Origin of the sequence: Microbacterium sp. LWH11-1.2, from assembly GCF_038397745.1 — a bacterium.
Lineage (GTDB): Bacteria > Actinomycetota > Actinomycetes > Actinomycetales > Microbacteriaceae > Microbacterium.
The window spans coordinates 3,593,344-3,617,627 of record NZ_CP151636.1; the positions used below are offsets into that span (position 1 = coordinate 3,593,344).

Sequence of the window (24,284 nt, forward strand, 5' to 3'; positions counted from 1 at the left end):
CGTCGGCTCGGATCAGGACCCGGATCGATCCTCTTCCGTCCAGTCGACCATGCCCGCAGAGGCGCAGTCGGGTGCCGGGATCACGACGGGTGCGCCGTCGGCGAGGCTGCACAGCGCCAGTGCGGGCCTGCCCACCGGGGCGCTCTGCGGGCTGCCGCTCTGGAACTCCACACTCATGAGCAGCCCTTCATCCCATAGTCGCGCACATTCCTCGATCAGTTCGGGCGACGGGTTGGCTCCGCTCGGGACGGGGACAGACACCGCGATGCCGCGCGGATCCGAGAGCGCACCCCCGGACCCGGACAGGGAATCGACAGGTCCGGCGACGGCAGCGCAGACCACATCCACCGACCGCGTCTCGAGGCCGCCGGCGACGGGCTCCGACCCCCGATCGGCTAGCGCCCAGGCGGTCCCGGCCCCGGCGAGCAGACACACCCCGGCGACCAGACCCCACGCGAGGCGCGTTCCACGCCTCACCGGTCGCGCGTCGGTCGCCTGCGTGACCAGGGCTCGTCGGAGCCGTGCGCGGAACTCCGGATCGATCCCTCCCGTGCTTCCGCTCATGTCGTCCCCTTTCCGCCTACCCGGGCGTCCGGGGTGAGCTCGGTCATCGCGACGCGCAGCCGCTGCTTCGCGCGACTGAGTCGCGTGCGGACCGTTCCGGCGGGCACGCGCAGCAGCCTGGCCGCATCGGCAGGCGCGACCTCCTCGATCACGCACAGCGCGAGGATCTCCTGATCCGACGCGCTCAGCCGCGCGAAGGCCGTCTCCACCTCACCTCGGCGATGCGAGCGCGTCTCGGCATCGAGCACCTCCTCCGCATGATCGGGGACGACGTCGGGCCGCAGTCGTCGGAGGAGGCGTTCGTGCCGCATCCGGGTCCGGGCGCTGTTCCGCGCGATGTTGGCCGCCGTCACGAGCAGCCATCCGATCACGGAGCCGTTCACGACTCTCACCCGAGAGCGCAGCCGCCACGCCTCGAGGAACACCATCGCCGTGATGTCCTCGGCGTCCTCACGCGAATGGGCGAATCGCCGCGCCTGTCGATGCACACGGTCGACGTGCCGATCGAAGACAGCGGCGAAGGCGTCGGCGTCGCCGGCGCAGGCCTGCGCCCAGAGGTCGGCATCGCTGCAGTCCATGCTCTGCCCGGGGTCAGTCACAGGTAGCTCAGCGCGGAACGAGGATCGATGAGACCACGACCGCGCCGGGTCCGTACTCCTGGTCCATCTCCCGCTGCAGTGCACCGTCCACGTCGTGGACGACCTGGATCGTGATCACGCCTGTCAATGCGTCCGGACCTGTCGTCATGACCTGATGCTCCGTCATCCTCTGATGATCCGCCATGATCTCCTGAACCCGCGCATTCAGCTCCGCATCGGTGAAGTCGACCGAGAACACGCAGAGCGCTCCTCCCCATACTTCGCGGATCCGTGCCTCCGCCCCCGCAGGATCCGACCGTACCCCGACGTTGATGATCGAGAGCCCGGCGTGCACGGCGTTGAGCCGCAACGCCTCGAGGGGATCCGTCCCGGGCGGCACGGTCGGGATCTCGCTGCGGTCGATCCACATGGTGCCGTATCCCTCCACGCTCGCGATCAGGCCGAACGCAGCGTTCAACGATTCATAGGACGCTCTGGTCTCGTCGACGATCTTCCATCCGCCATCCGGCGCGGGGCAGCGAGAAGGCAGGATCGGACCTGTCGGATGGGCGGGCGGTGTCGCGGCGATCGGTCCCGTGGAGACGACGGCGAGGGTCTCGGCGTCCGAGTCGTAGACTCCCGTCACCGTGAAGTCGCCCCAGCGCACGCCTGCGTGCTCCTCGTACTGCCCCTCGACGGCTTCCCAGTCCCACCCGGCGAGCTCCACCCCGCCGGCGCATGCAGGAGGATATGGCTGGAGTACTCCGAAGCAGAGATTCGTCTGTCCGTCGCGTTCGATGACCGCCCCCGAGGCTTCGGTCATGAACGTCGACGATATCCCGGCGCCGAGAGCTCCCCCTTCTCGCACCTCTTCCGCGCGTGGTGTGGCGCACCCCGTGGCGGCCAGGGCCAGCACCAGCACCACCGCCCCGCGCGCACGCCCTGCGATCGACCTCACCACACCGACCTCCCCCTTGAACTCCGGGATCCGCTGATGCGGCCCTCACCAGGGAGTGTCGCGAGGACGCCCAACGTTACAAGAAGGGTTCAGGCGTTGTAGTCGGCGTTGTACTGCGCCAGCACGTCGGCGATCGGCGCATCGAGCACGAGCTCGCCTTTGTCGAGGTAGAGGCCCCGCGTGCAGAAGCGACGGAGGTCGCGCTCGTTGTGGCTCACGAAGAACAGCGTGCGCCCTTCGGCCAGCAGCTCGTCGATGCGGGTGTAGCACTTCTCGCGAAAGGCCTTGTCCCCCACCGCGAGCACCTCGTCGACCAGGAGGATCGGCTCGTCGAGCTGCGACACGACCGAGAACGCCAGGCGCACCTTCATGCCGTTGGAGAGGTGCTTGTAGGGGGTCTCCTCGAAGCCGGCCAGCTCGGCGAACGCGATGATGCCGTCGTATCGACGGGAGACCTCCTCGCGCGACATCCCGTGCAATCCGGCCGTGAGCCGCACGTTCTCGCGCACCGTGAGGTCGCCGACGAAGCCGCCCGTGATCTCGATCAGCGGGGCGACTCCCCCGTTGACCGTGACCGTTCCCGTGTCGGGCAGGAGGACCTTGGCGACCAGGCGGAGGAGCGTCGACTTGCCCTGGCCGTTGCGCCCGACCACGCCGATCGACTCGCCCGGCTGCACGGTGAACGAGACGTCGCGCAGCGCCCAGAACTCCCCGGGACGCGAGCGTCGCGAGGCCCCGGAGAAGAGATCCTTGAAGCTGCGTCGTCCTCGACGGTTCCGTCGGAAGTGGACGCCGAGTCCCTGGACTTCGATGGCCGCGGACATCACAGCTCCTTCAGCACGGGACGCTCCAGGCTCCGGAACGTCCAGACGCCCAGCGCGAGGATGACGATGCACATCACCGCACTGATCACGACGGGGGTCGTCTGCCAGAGCTCCGGGAAGAATCCGACGCGGTAGAGGGTGAAGATACCCGCCAGCGGATTGAAGGCGCCGATGGTGTCGAACGGCGCCGGCAGGTCCTGGAAGCTGTAGATCACGGGCGAGGCGTAGAAGAGCGCGCGCAGGATCAGCGCCGTCGTCCGCTCGAGGTCGGCGTAGAGCACGCAGAGCGGAGCCACCAGCAGCCCGAGGCCGACGAGCAGCGTCACCTGCATGAGCATCGCCACGGGGAACCAGAGCAGCATCCAGTTGACGGTCGCGCCGCTGAACACCGCGAAGAGCACCAGCACCGGAATCGAGAAGAGGAACTCGATCCCCTTGCTCAGCACGATGCGGTTCACCCAGATCGATCGCGGGATGGCCGTCGACCGCACCAGGCGCGAGTCCTTCTTGAACGCCCTCGTGAAGTCGGACACCGAGGTGTTGAACCACACCCACGGCAGGAGCGCCACGATGAGGAACACGATGTAGGGATCCTCGCCGACGGTGCGGTGGAAGACCTGCGTGAAGACGAACCAGTAGATCGCGCTCATCACGAGCGGATCGAGGACGGACCAGAGGTAGCCGAGGAAGCTCGTCGCGTACCGGACCTTGAGGTCGCGGGCCGACAGCAGCCACAGCGAATGCAGATAGCGCCGGGGCGTCCCGGGCGCCCCGACAGCAGCGTGACTCACGATGTCGAGTCTAGGAGAGAGTGTTGTTCCAGAGCGACAGCGCCGAGCCGATGGCCATGTGCATGTCGAGGTACTGGTACGTGCCGAGGCGTCCGCCGAAGTGCACGTCCTTCTCGCCCTTCGCCAGGTCGCGGTAAGCCAGCAGCCCCTCACGATCCGACGGCGTGTTCACCGGGTAGTACGGCTCGTCCTCGCGGTTCGCGAAACGCGAGAACTCGCGCATGATGACCGTCTTGTCCTGCTCGAACACGTCCTTGCGCTCCGGGTGGAAGTGCTTGAACTCGTGGATGCGCGTGTAGGGCACGTCCATGTCGGGGTAGTTCATCACGCTCGTCCCCTGGAAGTCGCCGACATTCAGCACCTCCTGCTCGAAATCGAGCGTGCGCCAGCTCAGCGCGCCCTCCGCGTAGTCGAAGTAGCGGTCGACAGGGCCCGTGTAGACGACGGGCACCTGCCCGACCGTGGCCTTCTTGCTCAGAGGCTGCGACTCGTCGAAGTAGTCGACGTTCAGCTTCACCTCGATGTTCGGGTGATCCGCCATCCGCTCGATCCACGCGGTGTAGCCGTCGGTCGGCAGGCCTTCCCAGGTGTCGTTGAAGTACCGGTTGTCGTAGGTGTAGCGCACCGGGAGGCGGCTGATGATGTCACCGGAGAGCTTGTGCGGATCGGTCTGCCACTGCTTCGCGGTGTAGTCCCGGAAGAACGCCTCGAACAGCGGGCGGCCGACGAGGGCGATGCCCTTCTCCTCGAAGTTCGCCGCCGTCTTGGCGTCGAACTCCCCCGCCTGCTCCTTGACCAGCGCACGCGCCTGGTCGGGGGTGTACGCGGACTGGAAGAACTGGTTGATCGTCCCCAGGTTCACGGGCATCGGGAAGACCGTGCCCTTGTGCGTCGTGTACACCCGGTGCACGTAGTTCGTGAAGGTCGTGAACCGGTTCACGTACTCCCACACCGTCGCGTTGGACGTGTGGAAGAGGTGCGCACCGTAGCGGTGGACCTCGATCCCGGTCTCGGACTCCGCCTCGCTGTAGGCGTTGCCGCCGATGTGGTGACGACGATCGATGACGGTGACTTTGCGGCCCGCTTCTGCTGCGCGCTCCGCGATGGTGAGGCCGAAGAAGCCCGACCCGACGACGAGAAGATCCATACCTGCAATCGTATCGGCGTGTACCTGGGAGCTCAGTCGCCCACGATCGGCCCGATGACGTCGGCCAGCATCGGAGCGAATCGGCGGACGTAGTCGAGGTTCAGATGGTCCGCGTCGTAGAAGACCGCCGTGCCGCCGATCGCGGCGTAGCACCGCGTCTCGTCGCAGAAGTACGGTCCGGCGTCGAAGGACCGGATCGATGGATCGTCCGCCGTGGATGCCGCGAGCAGATAGGGATCGGCCGGCTGCGCCTCGGCTATCGGCACCGCGCACGCGAGCGGGTTGCGCGCGTTGACGAGGAGGCAGTCGGGCGAGCGCACCTCACCGTTGAACGGTACGCCGCCGAGGGCGATCACCGTCACACCGGCATCCGCCCAGGCGCGCCAGGTGCTCTGCAGGCCGTCCGCGAACTGGTCGATCTGCGGGCGGTCGGTGCCGTCGTCCACGAGCTGCACCCGGCCCGCCGACGACGTGAGGACGACGTCGGGAGCCGCCTCCACGACCGCGGCCTGTACGGCGGCCGACCACTCCCGGCAGCGCGCCTGCTCCGCGGCACTCGCCGGCGTGCGGAACCCCACGAAGGGGGCGTCGATCACCGGGCACCCTCCGCCGAACGACGTGGTCACGATCCACCCCTCGGTGCGGGCGAGGTCGAACACCGCGCCCTGCCACTGCTGTGCGTGCGAATCGCCGACGAGCCACACCGTCGGCGCATCCGCGGATCCCGCGCTGAAATCGCACACCACCGTCGCCGTCGTGTCGCCGAAAGGCAGCAGCGCCGGATCGGCCCCGCACTCGTCGGGCACGTCGAAATAGGCGTTCCCCGGGCCCATCACCACGTCGGCCGCCGGCCCGAACCGGTCAGGACACTCCGCGCCGGGATCCATCGCCTGGGGTCCGACGCACTCCTCGATCGTGACGGTCACGGGCGGCACGTCCGCCGCGGACGCCGCTCGGCCGGCCAGGACGAGCCCGCCGCCGACGAGAGCCACGGTGACGACGGCGCCCAGCATCGCGAGGAGGGTCCGACGCGGAGAGGCGGCGAGGACCTTCCAGCGCTGACCGGGGCGCTCCACGAAACGGGCCGTCGCCCAGGCCAGCAGCAGGGAGAGCGCCAGGATGCCGAGCTTCATGACGGTCGACGCAGCTGCTCCGACGAGGAACGGCACGAGCACGATCAGCGGCCAGTGCCAGAGGTAGAGCGAATAGGAGACGTCGCCGATCCACTGCACCGGCCTGGTCCCGGTCACCGCGGTGTGCCAGAGGCGCTCGCGTCCGGTTCCGGCGAGGATCATCGCCGCCGTGCCGAGCACGGGCAGCAGCGCCACGTAACCGGGGAACGGCGTCGCGGGGCCGAAGAACACGGCGGCCAGCGCGATCATGACGAGGCCCCCGAGCGCGAGCACATCGGCCCCCACGCGCGGGAGACGTCGTGTCGCGGTCAGCGCCAGCAGGCCGCCGACGCCGAACTCCCAGGCGCGGGTGTAGGTCGCGAAGTAGGCCTGGCTCGGGATGAGCGTCGTGGCGATCACGCTCGCCGCGAGCGAGGTGACGACGAGGACGGCCAGCACGACGACCGCGACGACCCGCGGGCGCGCCGACCGCCTGGCCGCCCACCAGGCCGCGGCCAGCAGGAGCAGCGGCCAGAGCAGATAGAACTGCTCTTCGACCGACAGGGACCAGTAGTGCTGCGCGACGGTCGCCTGGTCGTTGAGCGCCGAGTAGTTCACCGACATGGCGCTGAGGAACCAGTTCTCGACGTAGCCGGCGCTCGCCGCGATCTCGGCGCCGGCCCGCGGCCAGCGAGGGTACGGCAGGAGCAGCAGGGTGCCGATCGCGCTGACGATCAGCACCAGGAGCGCGGCGGGAAGGAGCCGGCGCACCCGGCGTGCGTAGAACGCGGCGAGCGCGATGCGCCCCGTGGCGGCCACCTCACGGGTGAGATGACTCGTGATCAGGAACCCGGAGATGACGAAGAACACGTCGACGCCGACGTAGCCCCCGGTCAGGCGGGTCGGCCAGAGGTGGTTGAGCACCACCGCGGCGATGGCGATCGCGCGGAGCGCCTGGATGTCCGCACGGAACGCGGCACGCCGAGGAGGGGCGGGCCGTGCGCGGTTCAGGTCGTGGCCCCTGCGGTGGCCATCAGCTCGACCGCGGTGCCGACGACGATGCGCGGAGTGCCCGCCCAGCGCGCGGCATCCGTCGCGGCGCGACCGTCGACGAGCAGCTTGATACCGGGAAGCTGCGCAGGCTCGAGCTCACGGTAGGCGGCGTGGTCGGTCTGCAGGATCGCGATGTCGATGTCGTCGCCCAGCGTGTACGGCTCGAATCCGAGTCGGCGCAGCTCCTCATCGCTGTACAGCGGATCGTGCACCTGGACGGCTGCCCCGCGCGCCTGCAGAGCAGCCACGGTCGGGAACACACCCGAGAAGGCCGTCTCCTTCACACCGCCGCGGTAGCTGGCGCCGAGGACGACAGCCCGCAGCCCGGACAGCGATCCGAGGATGCCCTCGGCCTGGGCGACCAGTCGCTCCGGCATGGATTCGTTCACGCGACGCGCGGTCCGCACGATGTCGGCGCCGGGATCCGTCGAGAGGTAGAGCTTCGGATACACCGGGATGCAGTGACCGCCGACGGCGATGCCCGGGCGGTGGATGTGGCTGAAGACCTGGGAGTTGCAGGCCTCGATCACCTGGTAGACGTCGATCCCGTTGGCCCCCGCGAACAGGGCGAACTCGTTCGCGAGCCCGATGTTCACATCGCGGTACGTGGTCTCGGCGAGCTTGGCCATCTCCGCGGCTTCCGCGCTGCCCAGGTCCCACACGCCGTTGGCCCGCGCGAGATCCGGACGATCGTCGAACTCGAGGACGGCCTCGTAGAACTCCACGGCGCGACGCGCACCCTCGTCGGACAGCGCGCCGACCAGCTTCGGGTACTTGCGGAGGTCCGCGAAGATGCGGCCGGAGTACACGCGCTCCGGCGAGAAGACGACATGGAAGTCCTCGCCCTCGGTCAGTCCGGAGACCTCCTCGAGCATCGGCTTCCACCGACCGCGGGTGATGCCCACGGGGAGCGTCGTCTCGTACGAGACCAGGGTGCCGGGGCGGAGATGCTGCGCGAGCGACCTCGTGGCCTGGTCCATCCAGCCGAACTCGGGCTCCGCGGTCTCCTCGTTGACGAAGAGCGGGACCACCACGACGACGGCCTCCGCCGACGGGATCGCCTCGGCGTAGTCGGTCGTGGCGCGCAGGCGTCCGGCTGCCAGAGCCGCGGTGAGCTTCTCCTGCAGCTGCGCCTCACCGGGGAACGGCTCGACCCCGCTGTTGACGGCCTCGACGAGCGTCGGGTTCACATCGACCCCGATCACCTCATGTCCACGGTCGGCGAACTGCAGAGCGAGAGGGAGGCCGATCTTTCCGAGGGCCACGACGGCGATACGCATGAGCGATATTCTATGGCGCGGACGGAGGTCGGCCTCGCGCTCCCCGTCTCCCCCGCGTACCCGCGCAGACTGTTCACGGGATGTGCGCGGAGTGTGCGGAGGCTCCGGTCAGCGGCGCTGCCCCTCGAGCACGGAGATGACGCGGGTGGCCGCGTGACCGTCGCCGTAGGGCGCCTGGTCCGTGTCGGCGGGCCGTGGGCGCGTCACTCCGGCGGCGATCTCCTGCGCCGTGTTCGCGAGCACGTTCCAGCCCAGCTGCACGGTCTCGACCCATTCCGTCTCCGTGCGCACCGTCGTGCACGGCACGCGCAGGAGGAACGCCTCCTTCTGCAGACCACCCGAGTCGGTGACGACGCCGGCGCTCGAGACGGCCGCGGCGATGAGGTCGGCGTACGCCAGCGGCGCATGCGCGATGAGAGATCCCTGGGTGAGCGCGATGCCGTGGGCGGCGGCCTTCGCGACGACGCGCGGATGAGCCAGCAGGACCACGGGCTTGTCGAGGTCCGCGAGACCGGCGGCGATCTCCGCCAGGCGCGCGGGGTCGTCGGTGTTCTCGGCGCGATGGATGGTCGCGACGTAGAACCCACCCGCCTCCAGGCCGAGCTCCTCGATCAGGGCGGAGGGAGCCCCCGCCACCTGATCGCGGACCTCGAACAGCACGTCGGTCATGACGTCCCCCACGAGCACCGTGCGCTCGGCGAGCCCCTCGTTCGCGAGGTGCTCGACCGCGACCTCGGTGGGAGCCAGCAGGAGGTCAGCCGCGTGGTCGGTCAGCACCCGGTTGTGCTCCTCCGGCATCCGGCGGTTGAAGCTGCGCAGACCGGCCTCGAGGTGCGCGACCGGGATGTGCATCTTCACGGCGCTCAGCGCCGCGGCGACCGTCGAGTTCGTGTCTCCGTAGACGAGGACCCAGTCCGGGCGGTGCTCGTCGAACACGGCGTCGAGCGCAGCCAGCATCGAGCCCGTCTGCACGCCGTGGGATCCGCTTCCCACACCGAGGTGCACGTCGGGAGCGGCGATGCCCAGGTCCTCGAAGAACACGTCGGAGAGCATCGGATCGTAGTGCTGACCGGTGTGCACGATGACGTGCTCCACGCCGGCGGCGAGCGCAGCCTTGTGGATCGGAGCGAGCTTCACGAACTGGGGGCGGGCGCCGACGACGCTGATGATCTTCACGGTCACTCAGCCTAGAGCGCGGCGCCGCGCCGCACCCGACTCAGTCCGCGAACCGGCGGGCGGCGTCGGGGAACACGCGTGCCGGCACGCCACGGAGGACGCTGTACGGAGGAGCGACCGTGTTCTCGGTGACGACCGCTCCGGCGGCGATGACGCTGTGGTGGCCGATGTCCGCGCCCATGAGGACCACGGCGTTCGCACCGATATGCACGTGGCCGCCGATCCGACTCGACGCGCGCTGGATGTCTCGGGCGCGTTCGCTGACGCAGCGCTCGACCGTGGAGTGCGTGTAGATCTGCACACCGGCGGAGATGTCGCAGCCGTCGCCGATCACGAGGCCGCCGCTGCCGTCGATGACCGTGAACGCCCCGATCCAGACGCCGTCGCCGATCTCGGGCTCACCGACGATCCACGCGTGCGGATTGAATCTGTTGGCGGGGAGGCCGTGCCACGCGGGCACCTCCTGGTTCGGCGACTCAGCGGGCTCTCTCACGGTTCGGCGCACCTCCATCCCATATGATACTTAGCAGTCTGCCCGCTTCCGTGATGCCACGGGAGCTCGATAACGAGAGAACTCGAAATCCATGTCTGTGCGTTCAAAATCCATCCTTGTCACCGGCGGCGCCGGCTTCATCGGGAGCCACCTGGTCGATCGACTCATCCGTGACGAGCCCCGACGGATCACCGTCGTCGACAACTTCTTCCTCGGCAGCATGGAGAACCTTACGGCCGCGCAGGCCGCGCGCCCGGACATCGACGTCATCCGGCTCGACGCCTCCGACCTCGCCGCCATGCAGGACGTCGTGACGACGCACGAGATCGACACGGTGTTCGACCTCGCCGTCATCCCGCTGCCGACCTCTCTGACCTACCCGGCCTGGACGGTCCAGACGAACGTCGGCATCGCCACGACGTTCTGCGAGATCGCCCGTCGCGGACTCGTGGAGCGCCTGATCCACGTCTCCAGCTCGGAGGCCTACGGCTCCGCCCGCTACATCCCGATGGACGAGGGGCACCCGCACGACGCGATCACCCCGTACGCGGCGAGCAAGTCCGCCGCGGATCACATCATCGAGTCCTACGTGCAGACGTTCGGGATCGACGCCACCGTGATCCGGCCCTTCAACAACATCGGTCCTCGCCAGAACCCCGGCTCGTACGCCGGCATCGTGCCGATCATCGTCCGCCGCGTGCTCGACGGCGAGCCGATCGAGATCTTCGGCGACGGCGAGCAGACCCGCGACTTCATCTTCGTCAAGGACAGCGCCGACCTGATCGCCCAGGTCCACGACTCCGACGAGTGCCGTGGCAAGGTGCTGAACCTCGCCACCGGCGTCGAGACCTCGGTCAACGAGCTCGTCTCGCGCATCCTCGGCCTGATGGGACGCCCCGACCACCCGGTCATCCACACGGAGGAGCGCCCCGGCGACGTCCGCCGCCACCTCGCCGACGTGTCGCAGCTCGAGTCGCTCCTGGGTCACCAGTCGCCGCGCCTCACCGACGACGCGCTCGGCCAGACCGTCGAGTGGTACACCTCGGTCCTGTCATGAGGCTCAACATCCCGCTGACCGGCGCCCCGGAGGTCGACGCGGTCCGCGAGGTCATCGAGTCCGGCTACCTGACGCAGGGTGCGAAGACGGCGGCGTTCGAGGAGGCGGTGCGCGGATACACGGCCGCCCGCCACGCCGCCGCCGTCAGCTCCGCCACGACCGGTCTGCACCTCGCCCTCGTCGCGCTCGGCGTCCAGCCGGGAGACGAGGTCGTGATCCCGGGCTTCAGCTTCCCGGCGACGGCGAACGCCGTGATCCAGCAGGGCGCCACGCCCGTGTTCGTCGACATCGACGAGGCGACGTTCAACCTCGACCCCGCGCTCCTCGACGCAGCCGTCACCGATCGGACCCGCGCCATCATGCCGGTGCACGCCTTCGGCCTCTGCGCGGACATGGACGCCATCAACGCCGTCGCCGCGCGGCACGAGCTGCCGGTGCTGGAAGACGCCGCGTGCGCTCTCGGCGGCACGTACGGGGGCCGTCACGCCGGCACGCTCGGCACCGCCGGCGTCTACTCGTTCCACCCTCGCAAGATCATCACGACCGCCGAGGGCGGGATGATCACGACCGATGACGACGAGCTCGCGAAGCGCATCGCCGTGCTGCGTGCGCACGGCGCCGTCCGCGGCGAGCTGTACATGGAGTTCGTCGAGGCCGGATTCAACTACCGGCTCAGCGACGTCCACGCGGCGATCGGCCTCGCCCAGATGACCCGCATCGACGACATCGTCTCGGGTCGCCGACGCGCGGCATCCGAGCTCACCAGCCGTGTCTCCGGCATCGAGGGCGTGCAGGTGCCGACGGAACCCGCAGGCACCGCCCACACCTTCCAGTCGTACGTCGTGCTCCTCGATGACGGCATCGATCGGGACGAGGTCATCCGTCGCATGCGAACGCGCGACATCGAGACGACGCTGGGGACGTACGGGATGCACCTGCAGCCGTATTTCCGCGAGCGGTTCGGCATCCCGGACGAGGCGCTCCCCCACACGACGCGCGCCCACCACCAGGCGCTCACGCTCCCGCTGTATCCGCAGCTGACCGAGGACGACATGGATGCGATCGCCGACGCGCTGCGACTGAGCATCGAGGAGAGCACGACACGATGACCCGACCTGATGTCACGATCGTCGACTACGGCGTGGGGAACCTCGGCTCGCTGCGCAATGCGCTGGCGAAGGTCGGGCGCTCCTCCGAGGTCACCAGCGACCCGCAGACCGTGATCGATGCCGCGCGCATCATCCTCCCCGGGGTCGGCTCCTTCGACCACGCCGTCGACCGCCTGACCGAGAGCGGCCTCGGCGAGGCCGTCGTGACGGCGGCCCGCGACAAGGGCACGCCGCTCGCGGGTGTGTGCCTCGGCATGCAGCTGATCATGGACGGCAGCGACGAGGGCGAGCGACCGGGTCTGGGCCTGATCCCCGGACGCGCCCACCGCTTCCCCGACGAGTTCGACGGTGCGCGCCTGCTCGTCCCGCACATGGGATGGAGCGCAGCCGTCGCGGCGAAGCCGTCGCGACTCGCACCGTCGCTGGGCAGCGGCGGACGGTTCTACTTCGTCCATTCCTATGCCGTCACCCCCGATGACGAGGCCGACGTCCTCACCTGGACGGAGTACGGCGAGCGCTATGCGTCGTCGGTGGAGCGCGACAACGTGATCGGGATCCAGTTCCACCCCGAGAAGAGCCACCGCTTCGGATTGACGCTCCTCGGCGAGTTCGCGGTGGCGGAGGCCTGATGCACGTCTATCCCCGGCTGATCCCCGTCCTGCTGCTCGAGGGCGACCGTCTCGTGAAGACCAAGGGCTTCGAGGACCCCCGCTACGTCGGCGACCCGGTCAACGTCATCAGCATCTTCAACGACCTCGAGGTCGACGAACTGGTGATCCTCGACATCGGCGCCGCGAAGAGCCGCGTGCCCGCCCGGATGGAGCTGCTGAACCGCATCGCCACCGAGGCGTTCATCCCTCTCGCCTACGGCGGCGGCGTCGAGACCGCCGCGCAGGCGCAGGCGATCATCGCCGCGGGCTTCGAGAAGATCATCGTGAACACCGCGCTGGTCACGCACACCGACGCCGTCCGCGAGATGGTCCGCGCCCTCGGGTCGCAGGCCATCGTCGCGAGCCTCGACGTGCGCGGGACCGACGACGGCTACGTCGTCCACACCGGCGGAGGAGCGGATGCCGCGGCCTTCACGGTCGACGAGTGGGTCGCGCTGGCGACCGATGTCGGGGTCGGCGAGATCCTCGTCACGAACATCGACCACGAGGGCACCCGAGAGGGCATCGACCTCGACCTCGTCCGCACGGTGGCGGCGACCGCGGCCGTCCCGGTGATCGCGCACGGCGGCGCGGGCGGACGCGGCGACCTCGTCGCACCGATCGAGCATGCCGGCGCGTCGGCCGTCGCCGCCGGAACCGCGTTCGTGATGCAGTCCGGGCGCGAGAGCGTGCTCATCAACTACCCGACGCGTCCGCAGATCGACGCGCTCTTCGGCCACCTCTTCGACGGCCGCGGGGAGCCCATCGCCGCGCAGCAGTTCGGGCTGGACCTGGATGCCGCCACCTCCGACGAGTTCCTGAGCTCGCCGGACGTGTGCCGCCGCTGCATCATCACCTCCGACGTTCCCGGTGCGGCGTTCGACGCCGACGGCGTCTGCTACTACTGCCACCTGCACGACTCGCTCGACAAGCAGTACCCGATCGGGCTCGAGAGCGAGAAGGCGCTGGACAAGTTCGTCGCCGAGCTCAAGGCCGCGGGCCGTGGCAAGAAGTACGACTGCATCATGGGGGTGAGCGGCGGCACCGATTCGTCGTACCTCGCCCACCTGCTGGTGAAGAAGGGCGTGCGCCCGCTCGCCGTGCACTTCGACAACACCTGGAACTCCCCCACGGCGACGTCGAACATCTTCGCCGTGCTCGACAAGCTCGGGGTCGACCTCGAGACCTACGTCGTGGACAACGCGGAGTACGACGACATCTACCGCTCGTTCATGCTCGCGGGAGTGAAGGACATCGAGGCTCCGACCGACATCGGCTTCATGGGCGTGCTGTATCGCGCCGCCGAGAAGCACGGCATCCGCCACATCGTCGAGGGCCACTCGTTCCGCACCGAGGGCATCTCCCCCATGGGCTGGCTGTACATGGACGGCGGCTACATCAAGGGCGTCCACAAGCGCTTCGGCACGGTGCCGATGAAGACCTATCCGAACCTCGACTTCACGAACTTCGTCAAGTGGTCGGCGTTCAGCAGGATCCAGCGCACCCGCCCGCTGTACTGGATCGACTACAACAAGGAGGCCGCGAAGCGCTTCCTCGCCGACGAGTACGGATGGCAGTGGTACGGCGGCCACCACCTGGAGAACCGCTTCACGGCGTTCTACCACACGTACTTCCTGCCGACCCGCTTCGGGATCAACTTCCGTCAGATCGAGCTCTCGGCGCTGGTGCGCTCCGGCCAGATGGACCGGAGGCTCGCCGCCGCCCAGTTCATCGAGCCCCGCCACGGCGATCCCGAGCTCATCGCGATGGTGAAGAAGCGCATCGGCTTCGATGACGCGGGCTTCGAGCACGTGATGACGATGCCGAAGAAGGACTACACGGACTACCCGACGTACAAGCGGCGTTTCGAACTGCTCCGCCCGTTCTTCTGGCTCATGTGGAAGCTCGATCGCGTTCCCAAGAGCTTCTACGTGAAGTTCTGCATCCCGCGCAAGAAGCGATGATGGCCGCGTCGACCTCGGTGGTGTTCCGTCGCCAGCAGGCGCTGCTGCGCACCCTCTTCTGGGTGTTCAAACCGTTCGCGTTGTTCACGAGGCGGATCGACTGGGTCGTCGGCCCGGAAGACATCGCGCTCATGGCCACCCACATCGCGGAGGCGCTGCCGAACAGCTACACCGCGATCCACGCGAGGAATCCGTTCTACTCCGTGGAGTACGACGCCGTGATCCAGACGACGTCCACCGCCCTCGGCGGCCGCCTCGCGACCTGGCGCCGCCTGTACGGCGGACCGATCCTGCTGGCCTGGCTCGTCAACCGTGCGCGCGGATTCATCTACGTCGGCGGAGGGGCCTTCCTCGAGGGGCACCACGACGAGCGGGAGTTCGAGTTCGCGTTCATCCGGCGGCACGGGCGACGTCTGGTCTGCTACTTCACCGGCAACGACATCCGCTCGCCCCGATTGTCGCAGCAGCGCGCGGAGGAGACGGGACGTCCCAACATCGGATCGATACTCGCCACGATCGACCCGATCTTCGCCGCACCCGAGTACGACCTGGCCCGGCGGGCACGCGCGCAGGTGGCCGAGCGCCATGCGGAGGCGATCTTCAACGCCCGCAACGACCAGCTCTCCTACCTCGAGGGGCACACGCACCCGTTCCTGTACTTCTACCCGGATGAGCAGTTCGTCGACAGCACCGTCAAGTTCGATGCGCCGGAGCGCATCGTCGTCGTGCATGCCCCCTCGAACCCTCTGCTGAAGGGCACGGATGCCGTGCGCGAGGTCATGGCTCGGATCACGCAGTCCCATCCGCACGTCGAGTACCGCGAGCTGATCGGCGTCCCGCACGAGCAGGTGCTGGCGGCTCTCGACGATGCGCACGTCGCCCTCAACGAGTTCTACGCCTCGGTGCCCGGTGTGTTCGGCGTCGAGGCCATGGCGCGCCGCTGCGTGCTGGTCACCAGCGCCCGCGCGTCCGACGAGCCCGATCTGGGCGAGGATGCCGACGAGGCCTGGGTGATCGCCGACGTGCACACGCTCCACGACGCACTGCTGACGGTGCTCGCGCACCCCGAGGAGATGGCCGCGCAGGCCGCACGCGGACACGCGTGGGCGATGGCCAACGCCTCGGCGAGCGCGAGCGCACGAGCGCTGGCGCTGGCTCTGGCCCCGGCGACAGAGCCTGCGCGATGACATCGCGGCGTCAGACGCTCCTCACGCGGATCGGTTCGATCCTCCTCGCGGGCCTCCTGCTCGCCGGGTGCACCTCCCCCGCCCCCTCGGCATCCCCCTCCCCGATCCCGACGGTGTCCCCCGCGCCGGAGACGAGCCTCAACACCGAGGGCTTCGCGACATCCGGATGGACTCTGCGCACCGACGTCCTCAACCCCTTCTACGACCGGATCCAGGTCGACGTCGACATCACCGAGATCGACGACTCGGGTCTCGCGCTGTACCGGGAGCAGGCCACCGGAAAGGTGCTGCCGCATCCGATCGTCAACGCGCAGTATGCGATGGCGGCCCTGCTGCGGTGGGAGGAGACCGGCGACGACATCTGGCTGACGCGAGCCATCCGCAACGCGCAGGAGCTCGTCGACACGCACGTGGAGCGAGACGGCGCGTGGTGGTTCCAATACGACTGGGACTGGACCTACCTGGATCGCACGCTCACCGCACCCTGGTGGTCGGGGATGGCGCAGGGCGAAGCGCTGACGGTGTTCTCCCGCCTCGCCACCATCCAGCCCGAGAATCCGCAGTGGCGAGAGGCCGCCGACCGCACGGTCGAGTCGTTCTTCCAACGCGGCGAGGGCAACACCGCACCGTGGTCGACCGTCGTCGACAACGGGTACCTGTGGTTCGAGGAGTACGCGGGCGACCAGCCGCCGCTCCTGGTCATGAACGGGCACGTCTTCGCGATCTTCGGGCTCTACGAGTACTGGCTGCTCAGCGGGGACCAGCGGGTCGCGACCTACATCGACGGCGGCGCGACGGCCATCCTGGCCGCGATGCCGCTGATCCGCGGCGGCGAGGGTGCGGTGTCGTACTACTGCACGCAGCGCGACTACTGCCGCCGTGTCGAATGGCAGAACGCCACGTACCACCCGATCCACATCCAGCAGCTCCACGCTCTGGGACGGATCACCGGCGCACCGGAGTTCGACGAGTGGGCCGCACTCCTGGAGAGCGACTGGCAGGGCTGAGAGTCGCGGTCAGCGGGAGCGCACGATCGCGCTGACCGCCGTCGCCCAGTTCTCCACCTGCGCCTCGGCGGAGAGCGCCGCGGCGTGCTCCTGCACAGCGGCCTTGAACCCGTCGACCCGCTCGGGAGTGAGTCCGTCGACGGCCGCGAGGATGCTCGACTCCGTGAAGTCCGCCGTGACGATGCCGAGGCCCCGCTCCTCCACGATGCCGGCCATCTCGATGGACGGACCGACGATGATGCCGAGTCGGGCCTGCACGAAGTCGAAGAACTTGTTCGGCAGCGCGAGCGCGTTGTTCTCGCTCGTCGGCGGCAGCACGTGGATCCCCACGTCGTAGCCGTGCAGCACATCGATCAGCTCGGCCTGCGCGACCGGCTCATGCACCGTGATCCGAGATCCGAGCTCGTCGGAGAGAGCGACGAGCTGCTCACGATCGGTGGGCGGGTTGTACGTCAGGTAGAGGTCGAGGCTGACGTCGGCCGAGGAGGCGGCGACTGCCCGCATGATCTCGGCGAGACCTCGCTCGCGGAACGGATTGCCGCTGTGCACGAGCCGGATCGGACGCCCCGTCGGCGTCGGCGCGAAGTCCCGGAACGGGGTCGCGTTCGTCACCACGCCGGGCTCGAGGCCGTACTCGCGGTAGCGCTGGGCGATCGCGGTACCGACGGTCGTGGAGGACCGGACGCGGGACGCGAACCGTGTGATGAGCCAGGTCCGGTACCGCCGCTGCCGGAGTCCGAGTTTCGTATCGTCGACGGGCAGGCCGGGGAAGAACTCATGGAGGTCGGCGTGGACCCGCTCCGCTCCCGCCACCGAGATGGCGGCTCCGAGGGTCTCCGCGTCGTTCGCGATGACCGCGTCGAACCGGCGTCCGCGCAGGAGACGACGGGTCTGCTGCACCAGGGGCACGTGGTCGTACCCCCAGCGGAACCACTCCCGCTCGCGGGCGATGTCGTCGACGAGGTCTCCCCAGCGTCCGCGGGGCCGGACGTCATCGGGGTCGAGGGCGATGTGCTCGACCCGAGGGTCCGGCGAGGCACCGGGCGAACAGGTCGTGACCTCGTACTCGTCGGCGAGCCGGCGCACCTGCTTGATCACGCGGGGATCGATGTCGATCGCGTCGTACGAGAGGATGAGGACCCGCGGCCGCGCAGACGAGGTCACCACGTCGTCACGGTCCCGGAGGGGGAAGGGCGGACGTCCTCGTATGCGATCCGGACACTCATGCGCTCCAGTCTAGGAGGCCTCAGCGCGGTTCCCCGGAGGACACATGTCCGCCTCGGTAGACTGGGCGGATGACCGCTGTCCGTTCCACGATCGCTCCGCGCTCGTGAACCGCTACCGTCTGCCTGGCTGGATCAACTCGCTCATCGATCGGATCGCGGATGCTCCGATGAGTCCGATCGGCCGGATCGCGGCCCGCCGGATGGGTGCCCCGGCTCCGGCCGGAGCCGTTCCCGCCACGGAGTTCGACGACAAGCCGATCAGGGTCCTCATCACCCCGATGAACTACTCCGGCCAGGGCCGGGCCTGGGCGCGCGCGCTCGAGGCAGCGGACCCCTCGATCTCGGCCCGCAACACCGCCGTCGACGTTCCCGGGGGCTTCTCGTTCGACGCGGACCTCGTGGTCCCCGTCGGCACGTACCACAACGGCGCCGAGTGGCAGCAGCGCGAGTTCGAGGCTGCGAGCCGCGCCACGCATGTGCTGATCGAGGCCGAGGAGCCCCCGTTCGGGCGGATGCTGTCGCGATCGGTCGCCGCTCAAGCCGAGGCCCTGCTGGACAGAGGCGTCGATGTCGCGTTCCTCGCGCACGGGACCGACGTCCGGCTCCCCTCCCGCCATATGACGGACAACCCGTGGTCGCACTACGGAGACCCGGACATCTACGCGCCCAGGGCGGAGGTCCTCGCCGCGAGGAACATCCGACTGCTGACCGAGAGCGGCCGTCCTCTCTTCGTCTCGACTCCTGACCTGCTGGAGGATCTGCCCTCCGCCGGATGGTGCCCGGTCGTCGTCGACCCCTCGCGCTGGGCCGCCGCGCCTCGGAGCGGTTCCGACGGCCCGCTGCGCGTCACGCACGTCCCGTCGGTGTCGGCGGTGAAGGGCACCCAGCTCATCCTCCCCGCGCTCGAGAAGCTCGCCGAGGAAGGGGTCATCGACCTCCGACTCGTGCAGGGCGTTCCGAGCGCCGAGATGCCGGCCGTGTTCGCCACCGCCGACGTGGTGATCGATCAGGTGCGCATCGGCTCCTACGGCGTCGCAGCCTGCGAGGCCATGGCCGCGGGGTGCATCGTGGTCGGACACGTCGCCGCCCGCGTCCGCGGCGAGGTCGAGCGGCGCACCGGACTCGCGCTCCCCGTCGTGGAGAGCGACCCGCCGAGCATCGAGGAGACGCTGCGTCGACTCGCCGCGCTTCCGGATCGCTCCGCGATCATCCGAGCAGGCATCGACTTCGTGCGGCACGTCCACGACGGACGCATGGCCGCTGCGGTCCTGACAGACGAGTGGATCCGTCCACGCACGAGCACAGACCAGGAAGGTGGCGCGCATGCATCCCGCGATTGAGCGGATCTGGAAGCTGGTGCCGAAGCCGGTGCAGGATTCCATCGCCGCCGGTGTCGACAGGGCGAACGGCGTCGTGCCCCCGCCCCCGCCCCACCCCGACCTGACCCGGCCGCACCGCGTGCTCATCGGCCCGGTGAACTACGCCGGCCAGGGCTACCGGTGGTCGCGGGCGATGGAGGAGTCCGGGGACGTCTCGGCGAAGAACTTCGTCCATGCCGAGAACAACGTCCTGCAGTACCCCGCGGACTACGTCGTGCCGTGGCGCACCTCGGAGCACTCCCGCGCGTGGCAGCGCGCGATGGTCGAGACGATCGCCCAGGAGTACACGCACGTTCTCGTCGAGGCCTGCGTTCCGGTTCTTGGCGGCATGTTCTCCGGTGATCTGCGGCGGCAGGTGGCGCTCATGCAGCGCGGCGGCGCCCGCGTGGGGATCATCGGACACGGCACGGACGTGCGGCTCCCCTCGACGCACGTGCAGTCGACGCCCTGGTCCCACTTCGTGGACAGCGACGAGTGGGTCGCTGCGGAGAAGGTCGAGACCGTGGTCGCCGAGAACCTGCGGGTCATCCGCGAGCTCGGACTGCCGACATTCGTCTCGACCGCCGGGCTGCTCATCGACATCCCCGACGCGCACTTCCTGGGCGTCGTCATCGACCCGGACAGGTGGGTGAACGACGAGCCCGTCCTGCAGCGCGACCGGCTGAAGGTCGTCCATGCTCCGACGAACCCCCACGTCAAGGGCACGCCCCTCATCGTTCCCGCGGCGCAGCGGCTCCACGACGAGGGTCTCATCGAGTTCGTGCAGCTCGAGCGCACGCCGAACGAGGAGATGCCCGCCGTGCTCGCATCCGCCGACGCCGTGCTGGACCAGTTCCGCGTCGGAGACTACGGCGTCGCGGCCTGCGAGACCATGGCAGCCGGCCGCCTCGTGCTGGCGCACGTGACCGATCAGGTGCGCCAGGAGGTCGAGCGCCACGCCTCGATGCCGCTCCCCGTCGTGGAGGCCACACCGGACGACATCGAGGCGGTGCTGCGCGACATCGTCGCGCGTCGCGAGCACTACCGTGCGATCGCCGCGTCCGGACCGGCGTTCGTGCGTCGCCTCCACGACGGCGCCTTCTCCCGCGAGGTGCTCGTGAAGCACTTCCTGGCGGTCTGAATCCATGCGCGTCGCCATCGTCTCCCGCATCTACCGACCGGAGCCGTCTGCCGCCTCGCTCTTCCTCGGCGCCGTCGCCGACGAGCTGACCGGCCGCGGGAACCGGGTGGTCGTGCTCACCGCCCGGCCGCCGAAGAGCACGAGGACTCCGCGTCATGTGGAGACCGTCCGCACCTTCCCGGTGGTCCGCGACCGCCAGGGTTACGTGCGCGGGTACATCCCCTACCTGAGCTTCGACATCCCCCTCGCCTTCCGCCTGCTCTTCCTGCGGCGCCCCGACGTCGTCTTCATGGAGCCGCCGCCCACCACCGGGGTCGTCGTGCGCGTCATCTGCGCCCTGCGGCGGATCCCCTACGTCTACGACGCGGCGGACATCTGGTCGGATGCCGCCGACCAGGCGACGAACTCCTCGCTCGTGATCCGGGTGCTCCGCGCCATGGAGGGATTCGGGATGCGCGGCGCCGAGCGCCTCGTCACCATCTCGCAGGGCGTCGTCACGCGCGCTCGCGCGCTGGGCGTCTCCCGCAGGATCGCCGTCACGGGCTTCGGTGCGGACACGGGGGCGTTCGCCCCGGACTCCGACGTCCCCGTCCGGAAGCTCTTCGTCTATGCGGGGAGCTATTCGCCCTGGCACGGCGCGGAGGCGCTGATCGACGCCTTCGGGATCTTCTCCCGTGAGCATCCCGGCTACACGCTGCGGTTCATCGGCAACGGCAGCGAACGCGAGCTGATCGAGGAGCGCGCGAGACAGGTCGGCGTCGCCGACGCGGTCGAGTTCCTCGCCGCGATGCCGGCGGAGGAGCTCCTCCCGCACCTGAACGAGGCCGTCGCGAGCATGGCGACCCTGCGCCCCGGCACCGGCTACGACTACGCCTTCACCACGAAGGCGTATTCCTCGCTCGCGGCGGGATGCCCTGTGCTGTTCGCCGGCCCCGGCCCCACCGCGCCGTTCCTGCGGGAGGCGAACCGCCACGTGCGGGCCGGGATCGCCTGCGAGTACGACGTGGCCCAGATCGCGATCGCGATGGAGCAGCTCGCGATCACACCGCTCTCCGCGCAGGAGCGCGAGGACCTCGGACGCTGGACAGCCGAAGAGCACTCCCTCACGGCCGTCGCGCGGCGCGTCGTCGACAACATCGAGTCCGCGGCCGTCCGCTCCGAGGAGCGCTGAGATGGCCGGTCTGCACGACATCGCCGGCTGGTTGGTCCGCCGCCGCTCGTCCCTGCCCGCCTGGGCGACGCGCATCATCGATGCGCCCGCGCGCAACCCGGACGGCCTGATCGGTCGACTCGCCTATCGGATCCTCGGCGGCGACGGCGCTGCGAACACCTCGGCGCCGGACACGGCCGTCCGCGTCTACATCGCCCCGACCAACTACTCCGGTCAGGGCTTCCTCTGGGCGCGGGCGCTCGAGCGGGCGCAGAGCGACGTCGGCGCGCGCAACATGGCCGTGGACATCCCCGGCGGATTCGCCTTCCCAGCTGACACGACCGTGCCCATCGCCGTCAACAGCGCCTCCGCCGAGTGGCAGCGCGCCGAGTGGGAGGCGGTGCAGGCCTTCACGCATGTGCTGATCGAGGCGGAGCGGCCGATCTTCGGCGGACTCTTCGGCCGCCGGGTGCTCGCCGAGGTCGAGGCGCTCGAGAAGGCCGGGCTGTCCGTCGCCTTCCTCAGCCACGGCACCGACATCCGCAGCCCTCGGGCGCACGCCGCGCTGACGCCCTGGTCGCCCTACCCGGAGGACCCCCGTACCGAGACGCTCCAGGCCGACGCCGATGAGAACATCGCGCTCCTCGACACGCTCCGGCGCCCCACGTTCGTCTCGACACCCGATCTGCTCCTCGACGTCCCCTGGGCGCGATGGTGTCCGGTCGTCGTGGACGCCGAGCGCTTCGCCCAGGACCGCTCCGTGCTCCTCGGGCAGACGCCGCGCGTGATCCACATCTCGAGCTCCGCCGTCCAGAAGGGCAGCCATCACATCGCGCCGGCCCTGCAGCCTCTCGTCGACGATCGGGCGATCAGCTACGACCTCGTGACCGGCGTGAGCTCCGCGGAGATGCCGGCGATCATCGGCGGCGCCGACATCGTGCTCGACCAGTTCCGGATCGGGTCGTACGGCGTCGCGGCCTGCGAGGCCATGGCGGCCGGTCGGATCGTCGTCGGGCACGTCCTGCCGGAGGTGCGCGAGCTCATCCACGCGGACACCGGCCTGGAGCTGCCGATCGTCGAGGCCACCCCCGACACGCTCCGCGACGTGGTCAGCGGGCTGCTCGCGGACCCCGATCGCGCGCGCGCGATCGCCGAGAGCGGACCGGGCTACGTGCAGGCGGTGCACTCGGGCGCACGCAGCGCCGCCGTCCTCCTGGACGGATGGATCGACCGCTCAGGCCGCCCCGACGGGGACTGAGCGCGTCGCGTCGCGCCTGTCCTTCCAGCGACGCATCCGACGCTCGACGGGGCGTTCCACGAACGCGTGCAGCGCCCACGCGGCCACGATGCACACCGCGAGCAGCACGACGTACCAGATCAGGTTCGTCCACGACGGCGGCTGGAGGCCGAAGATCCGCAGGGCCGTGTAGATCACCGTCGCGTGGATCAGGTAGAACGCGAACGACCACTCACCCAGCTTCACCTGGAGACGCGTGTCGAAGAAGACGCGGCGGCCGTTCAGGGACGCGGACGCGAGGGCGACGATCGCGATCGCGCAGCCGACGGTGAACAGCTCGTTGGCGAAGGTGCCGACGTACCCGATCAGCGGGACGACTCCGTTCAGGCGGCTGCTGAGGAGGATCGCCAGGATCGCCACCGCCATCGCGCCGACGCCGACGAACGGGTGGATGCGCGGACGCCAGCCGTTGCGCATGGCCCACGCGAGCGCCATGCCCAGCACGAACTCGGGAAGCCGCTGGACCGGCAGCGGCACCAGCGGCAGCCAGGAGTCGGGGGCCAGGGCGACGCCGGCGCGGTACACGAACGCGTAGAGCACGACACCCGCCGCCAGCAGGAGCGCTCCCCGCTTCGCCATCGGGACGAGCACGCGCGAGATCCACGGGTGCAGGGCGTAGAAGAACGCCTCGCAGGTCAGAGTCCACGCCGCCGGGTTCCCGGAGAAGAGGATCATCGGATTCGACCACCAGGCCTGCAGCAGCACGACCGAGAGCGCGAGGATACCGAGATCGAACGGCTTGAGGAAGCTGCCCTCCGGGATGGCGGCGAAGGTGTAGAACACCGGGATCGCGAGGATCAGAGCCACCATGTGCGAGGGCCAGATCCGGGCGAAGCGCCGCCAGTAGAAGGTCGAGTTCGACACCGCGGGGCGCGCCGACCACGTGAGCACGAAGCCGGACAGCACGAAGAAGAACGTGACCCCGAAGTAGCCGTAGGAGAACACCTGCGCCAGCAGCCCCGGGACCGGTGCGAAGACGAGCATGTGATAGAAGAAGACAAGGAACGCCGCCCACCACCGGAGCCCGGTCAGTGCGTCGAGTCGCTGCGTCGGCTCGGCGAGGACGTTTCGGGAGGGCAGCGACATCTCGTCTCGGTTCCGGTATCGGGGGCGGTCGATAGTCCAGGATACCCGGCGCCTCGCCCGGACCCCGCCGCCCCGT

22 protein-coding genes are annotated in these 24,284 nt (G+C 69.2%); 10 read left to right on the forward strand and 12 right to left on the reverse strand.

What is annotated here, in order from left to right; all coding sequences use genetic code 11:
* Window positions 1-12: 12 nt before the first annotated feature.
* The 10 genes from MRBLWH11_RS17630 to MRBLWH11_RS17675 all read right to left on the reverse strand — a co-directional run bounded on the left by MRBLWH11_RS17630 (window position 13) and on the right by MRBLWH11_RS17675 (window position 9,976).
* Window positions 13-564, reverse strand: a complete 552-nt coding sequence (locus MRBLWH11_RS17630; RefSeq protein WP_116635370.1) for a hypothetical protein — start codon at window positions 562-564, stop codon at window positions 13-15.
* Window positions 561-1,163: a sigma-70 family RNA polymerase sigma factor gene (locus MRBLWH11_RS17635; RefSeq protein WP_341945764.1), complete on the reverse strand. Its 603-nt coding sequence runs from the start codon at window positions 1,161-1,163 to the stop codon at window positions 561-563. The genes MRBLWH11_RS17630 and MRBLWH11_RS17635 overlap by 4 nt, the downstream gene beginning before the upstream one ends.
* A gap of 7 nt (window positions 1,164-1,170) precedes the next feature.
* Window positions 1,171-2,100 carry a hypothetical protein gene (locus MRBLWH11_RS17640; RefSeq protein ID WP_341945765.1) on the reverse strand — a complete coding sequence of 310 codons (930 nt, stop codon included), beginning with the start codon at window positions 2,098-2,100 and terminating at the stop codon, window positions 1,171-1,173.
* A gap of 89 nt (window positions 2,101-2,189) precedes the next feature.
* The gene (locus tag MRBLWH11_RS17645; RefSeq protein WP_116635373.1) at window positions 2,190-2,924 is read right to left on the reverse strand and encodes an ABC transporter ATP-binding protein; all 735 of its coding nucleotides are present in this window, start codon (window positions 2,922-2,924) and stop codon (window positions 2,190-2,192) included.
* The gene (locus MRBLWH11_RS17650) at window positions 2,924-3,715 is read right to left on the reverse strand and encodes an ABC transporter permease (RefSeq protein WP_116635374.1); all 792 of its coding nucleotides are present in this window, start codon (window positions 3,713-3,715) and stop codon (window positions 2,924-2,926) included. The genes MRBLWH11_RS17645 and MRBLWH11_RS17650 overlap by 1 nt, the downstream gene beginning before the upstream one ends.
* Window positions 3,716-3,725: 10 nt before the next feature.
* Window positions 3,726-4,862, reverse strand: coding sequence for a UDP-galactopyranose mutase (gene glf / locus MRBLWH11_RS17655; RefSeq protein ID WP_116636492.1), 1,137 nt, complete (start codon window positions 4,860-4,862; stop codon window positions 3,726-3,728).
* A gap of 32 nt (window positions 4,863-4,894) precedes the next feature.
* Window positions 4,895-7,054, reverse strand: coding sequence for an acyltransferase family protein (locus MRBLWH11_RS17660; RefSeq protein WP_341947851.1), 2,160 nt, complete (start codon window positions 7,052-7,054; stop codon window positions 4,895-4,897).
* Window positions 6,982-8,307, reverse strand: coding sequence for a nucleotide sugar dehydrogenase (locus MRBLWH11_RS17665; protein WP_341945767.1), 1,326 nt, complete (start codon window positions 8,305-8,307; stop codon window positions 6,982-6,984). The genes MRBLWH11_RS17660 and MRBLWH11_RS17665 overlap by 73 nt, the downstream gene beginning before the upstream one ends.
* A 108-nt stretch (window positions 8,308-8,415) precedes the next feature.
* A complete protein-coding gene (gene wecB / locus MRBLWH11_RS17670) occupies window positions 8,416-9,483 on the reverse strand; it encodes a UDP-N-acetylglucosamine 2-epimerase (non-hydrolyzing) (protein WP_341945768.1) in 1,068 nt (355 codons plus the stop codon).
* 40 nt (window positions 9,484-9,523) lie between these two features.
* The gene (locus tag MRBLWH11_RS17675) at window positions 9,524-9,976 is read right to left on the reverse strand and encodes an acyltransferase (RefSeq protein WP_243408987.1); all 453 of its coding nucleotides are present in this window, start codon (window positions 9,974-9,976) and stop codon (window positions 9,524-9,526) included.
* A 91-nt stretch (window positions 9,977-10,067) separates the two neighbouring features.
* Here MRBLWH11_RS17675 and MRBLWH11_RS17680 point away from each other — a divergent pair, with 91 nt between their 5' ends.
* The 6 genes from MRBLWH11_RS17680 to MRBLWH11_RS17705 are packed head-to-tail and all read left to right on the forward strand — an operon-like array spanning window position 10,068 to window position 16,950.
* Window positions 10,068-11,033, forward strand: coding sequence for an NAD-dependent epimerase/dehydratase family protein (locus tag MRBLWH11_RS17680; RefSeq protein WP_116636496.1), 966 nt, complete (start codon window positions 10,068-10,070; stop codon window positions 11,031-11,033).
* Complete coding sequence (locus MRBLWH11_RS17685; protein WP_341945769.1) at window positions 11,030-12,142, forward strand: DegT/DnrJ/EryC1/StrS family aminotransferase; 1,113 nt, start codon at window positions 11,030-11,032, stop codon at window positions 12,140-12,142. The genes MRBLWH11_RS17680 and MRBLWH11_RS17685 overlap by 4 nt, the downstream gene beginning before the upstream one ends.
* Window positions 12,139-12,771 (forward strand): imidazole glycerol phosphate synthase subunit HisH, encoded by a 633-nt coding sequence (gene hisH / locus MRBLWH11_RS17690; RefSeq protein WP_116636498.1) that lies wholly within the window; start codon window positions 12,139-12,141, stop codon window positions 12,769-12,771. The genes MRBLWH11_RS17685 and hisH overlap by 4 nt, the downstream gene beginning before the upstream one ends.
* Window positions 12,771-14,756, forward strand: a complete 1,986-nt coding sequence (locus tag MRBLWH11_RS17695; RefSeq protein ID WP_341945770.1) for an N-acetyl sugar amidotransferase — start codon at window positions 12,771-12,773, stop codon at window positions 14,754-14,756. Before hisH ends, MRBLWH11_RS17695 begins: the two co-directional genes overlap by 1 nt.
* Complete coding sequence (locus tag MRBLWH11_RS17700; RefSeq protein WP_341945771.1) at window positions 14,756-15,943, forward strand: glycosyltransferase; 1,188 nt, start codon at window positions 14,756-14,758, stop codon at window positions 15,941-15,943. Before MRBLWH11_RS17695 ends, MRBLWH11_RS17700 begins: the two co-directional genes overlap by 1 nt.
* Entirely contained in the window at window positions 15,940-16,950 is a 1,011-nt protein-coding gene (locus MRBLWH11_RS17705; protein ID WP_116636501.1) for a D-glucuronyl C5-epimerase family protein, read from the forward strand. Before MRBLWH11_RS17700 ends, MRBLWH11_RS17705 begins: the two co-directional genes overlap by 4 nt.
* 9 nt (window positions 16,951-16,959) lie before the next feature.
* Here MRBLWH11_RS17705 and MRBLWH11_RS17710 read toward each other — a convergent pair whose 3' ends face one another.
* Window positions 16,960-18,117, reverse strand: a complete 1,158-nt coding sequence (locus MRBLWH11_RS17710; protein ID WP_341945772.1) for a glycosyltransferase family 1 protein — start codon at window positions 18,115-18,117, stop codon at window positions 16,960-16,962.
* A gap of 103 nt (window positions 18,118-18,220) precedes the next feature.
* On the opposite strand from MRBLWH11_RS17710, the gene MRBLWH11_RS17715 reads away from it, so the two are divergent.
* The 4 genes from MRBLWH11_RS17715 to MRBLWH11_RS17730 are packed head-to-tail and all read left to right on the forward strand — an operon-like array spanning window position 18,221 to window position 23,083.
* Window positions 18,221-19,516: a hypothetical protein gene (locus MRBLWH11_RS17715; protein ID WP_341945773.1), complete on the forward strand. Its 1,296-nt coding sequence runs from the start codon at window positions 18,221-18,223 to the stop codon at window positions 19,514-19,516.
* Window positions 19,500-20,675 carry a hypothetical protein gene (locus MRBLWH11_RS17720; RefSeq protein WP_341945774.1) on the forward strand — a complete coding sequence of 392 codons (1,176 nt, stop codon included), beginning with the start codon at window positions 19,500-19,502 and terminating at the stop codon, window positions 20,673-20,675. Before MRBLWH11_RS17715 ends, MRBLWH11_RS17720 begins: the two co-directional genes overlap by 17 nt.
* Window positions 20,676-20,679: 4 nt before the next feature.
* Window positions 20,680-21,846, forward strand: a complete 1,167-nt coding sequence (locus MRBLWH11_RS17725; RefSeq protein ID WP_116636505.1) for a glycosyltransferase family 4 protein — start codon at window positions 20,680-20,682, stop codon at window positions 21,844-21,846.
* Window position 21,847: 1 nt separating this feature from the next.
* Window positions 21,848-23,083 (forward strand): glycosyltransferase, encoded by a 1,236-nt coding sequence (locus tag MRBLWH11_RS17730; protein WP_341945775.1) that lies wholly within the window; start codon window positions 21,848-21,850, stop codon window positions 23,081-23,083.
* Here the strand turns inward: MRBLWH11_RS17730 and MRBLWH11_RS17735 are convergent.
* On the reverse strand, window positions 23,060-24,208 hold the full coding sequence (locus tag MRBLWH11_RS17735) for an acyltransferase (protein WP_116636507.1): 1,149 nt from the start codon (window positions 24,206-24,208) through the stop codon (window positions 23,060-23,062). The two genes, MRBLWH11_RS17730 and MRBLWH11_RS17735, sit on opposite strands and share 24 nt — an antisense overlap.
* Window positions 24,209-24,284: the final 76 nt, after the last annotated feature.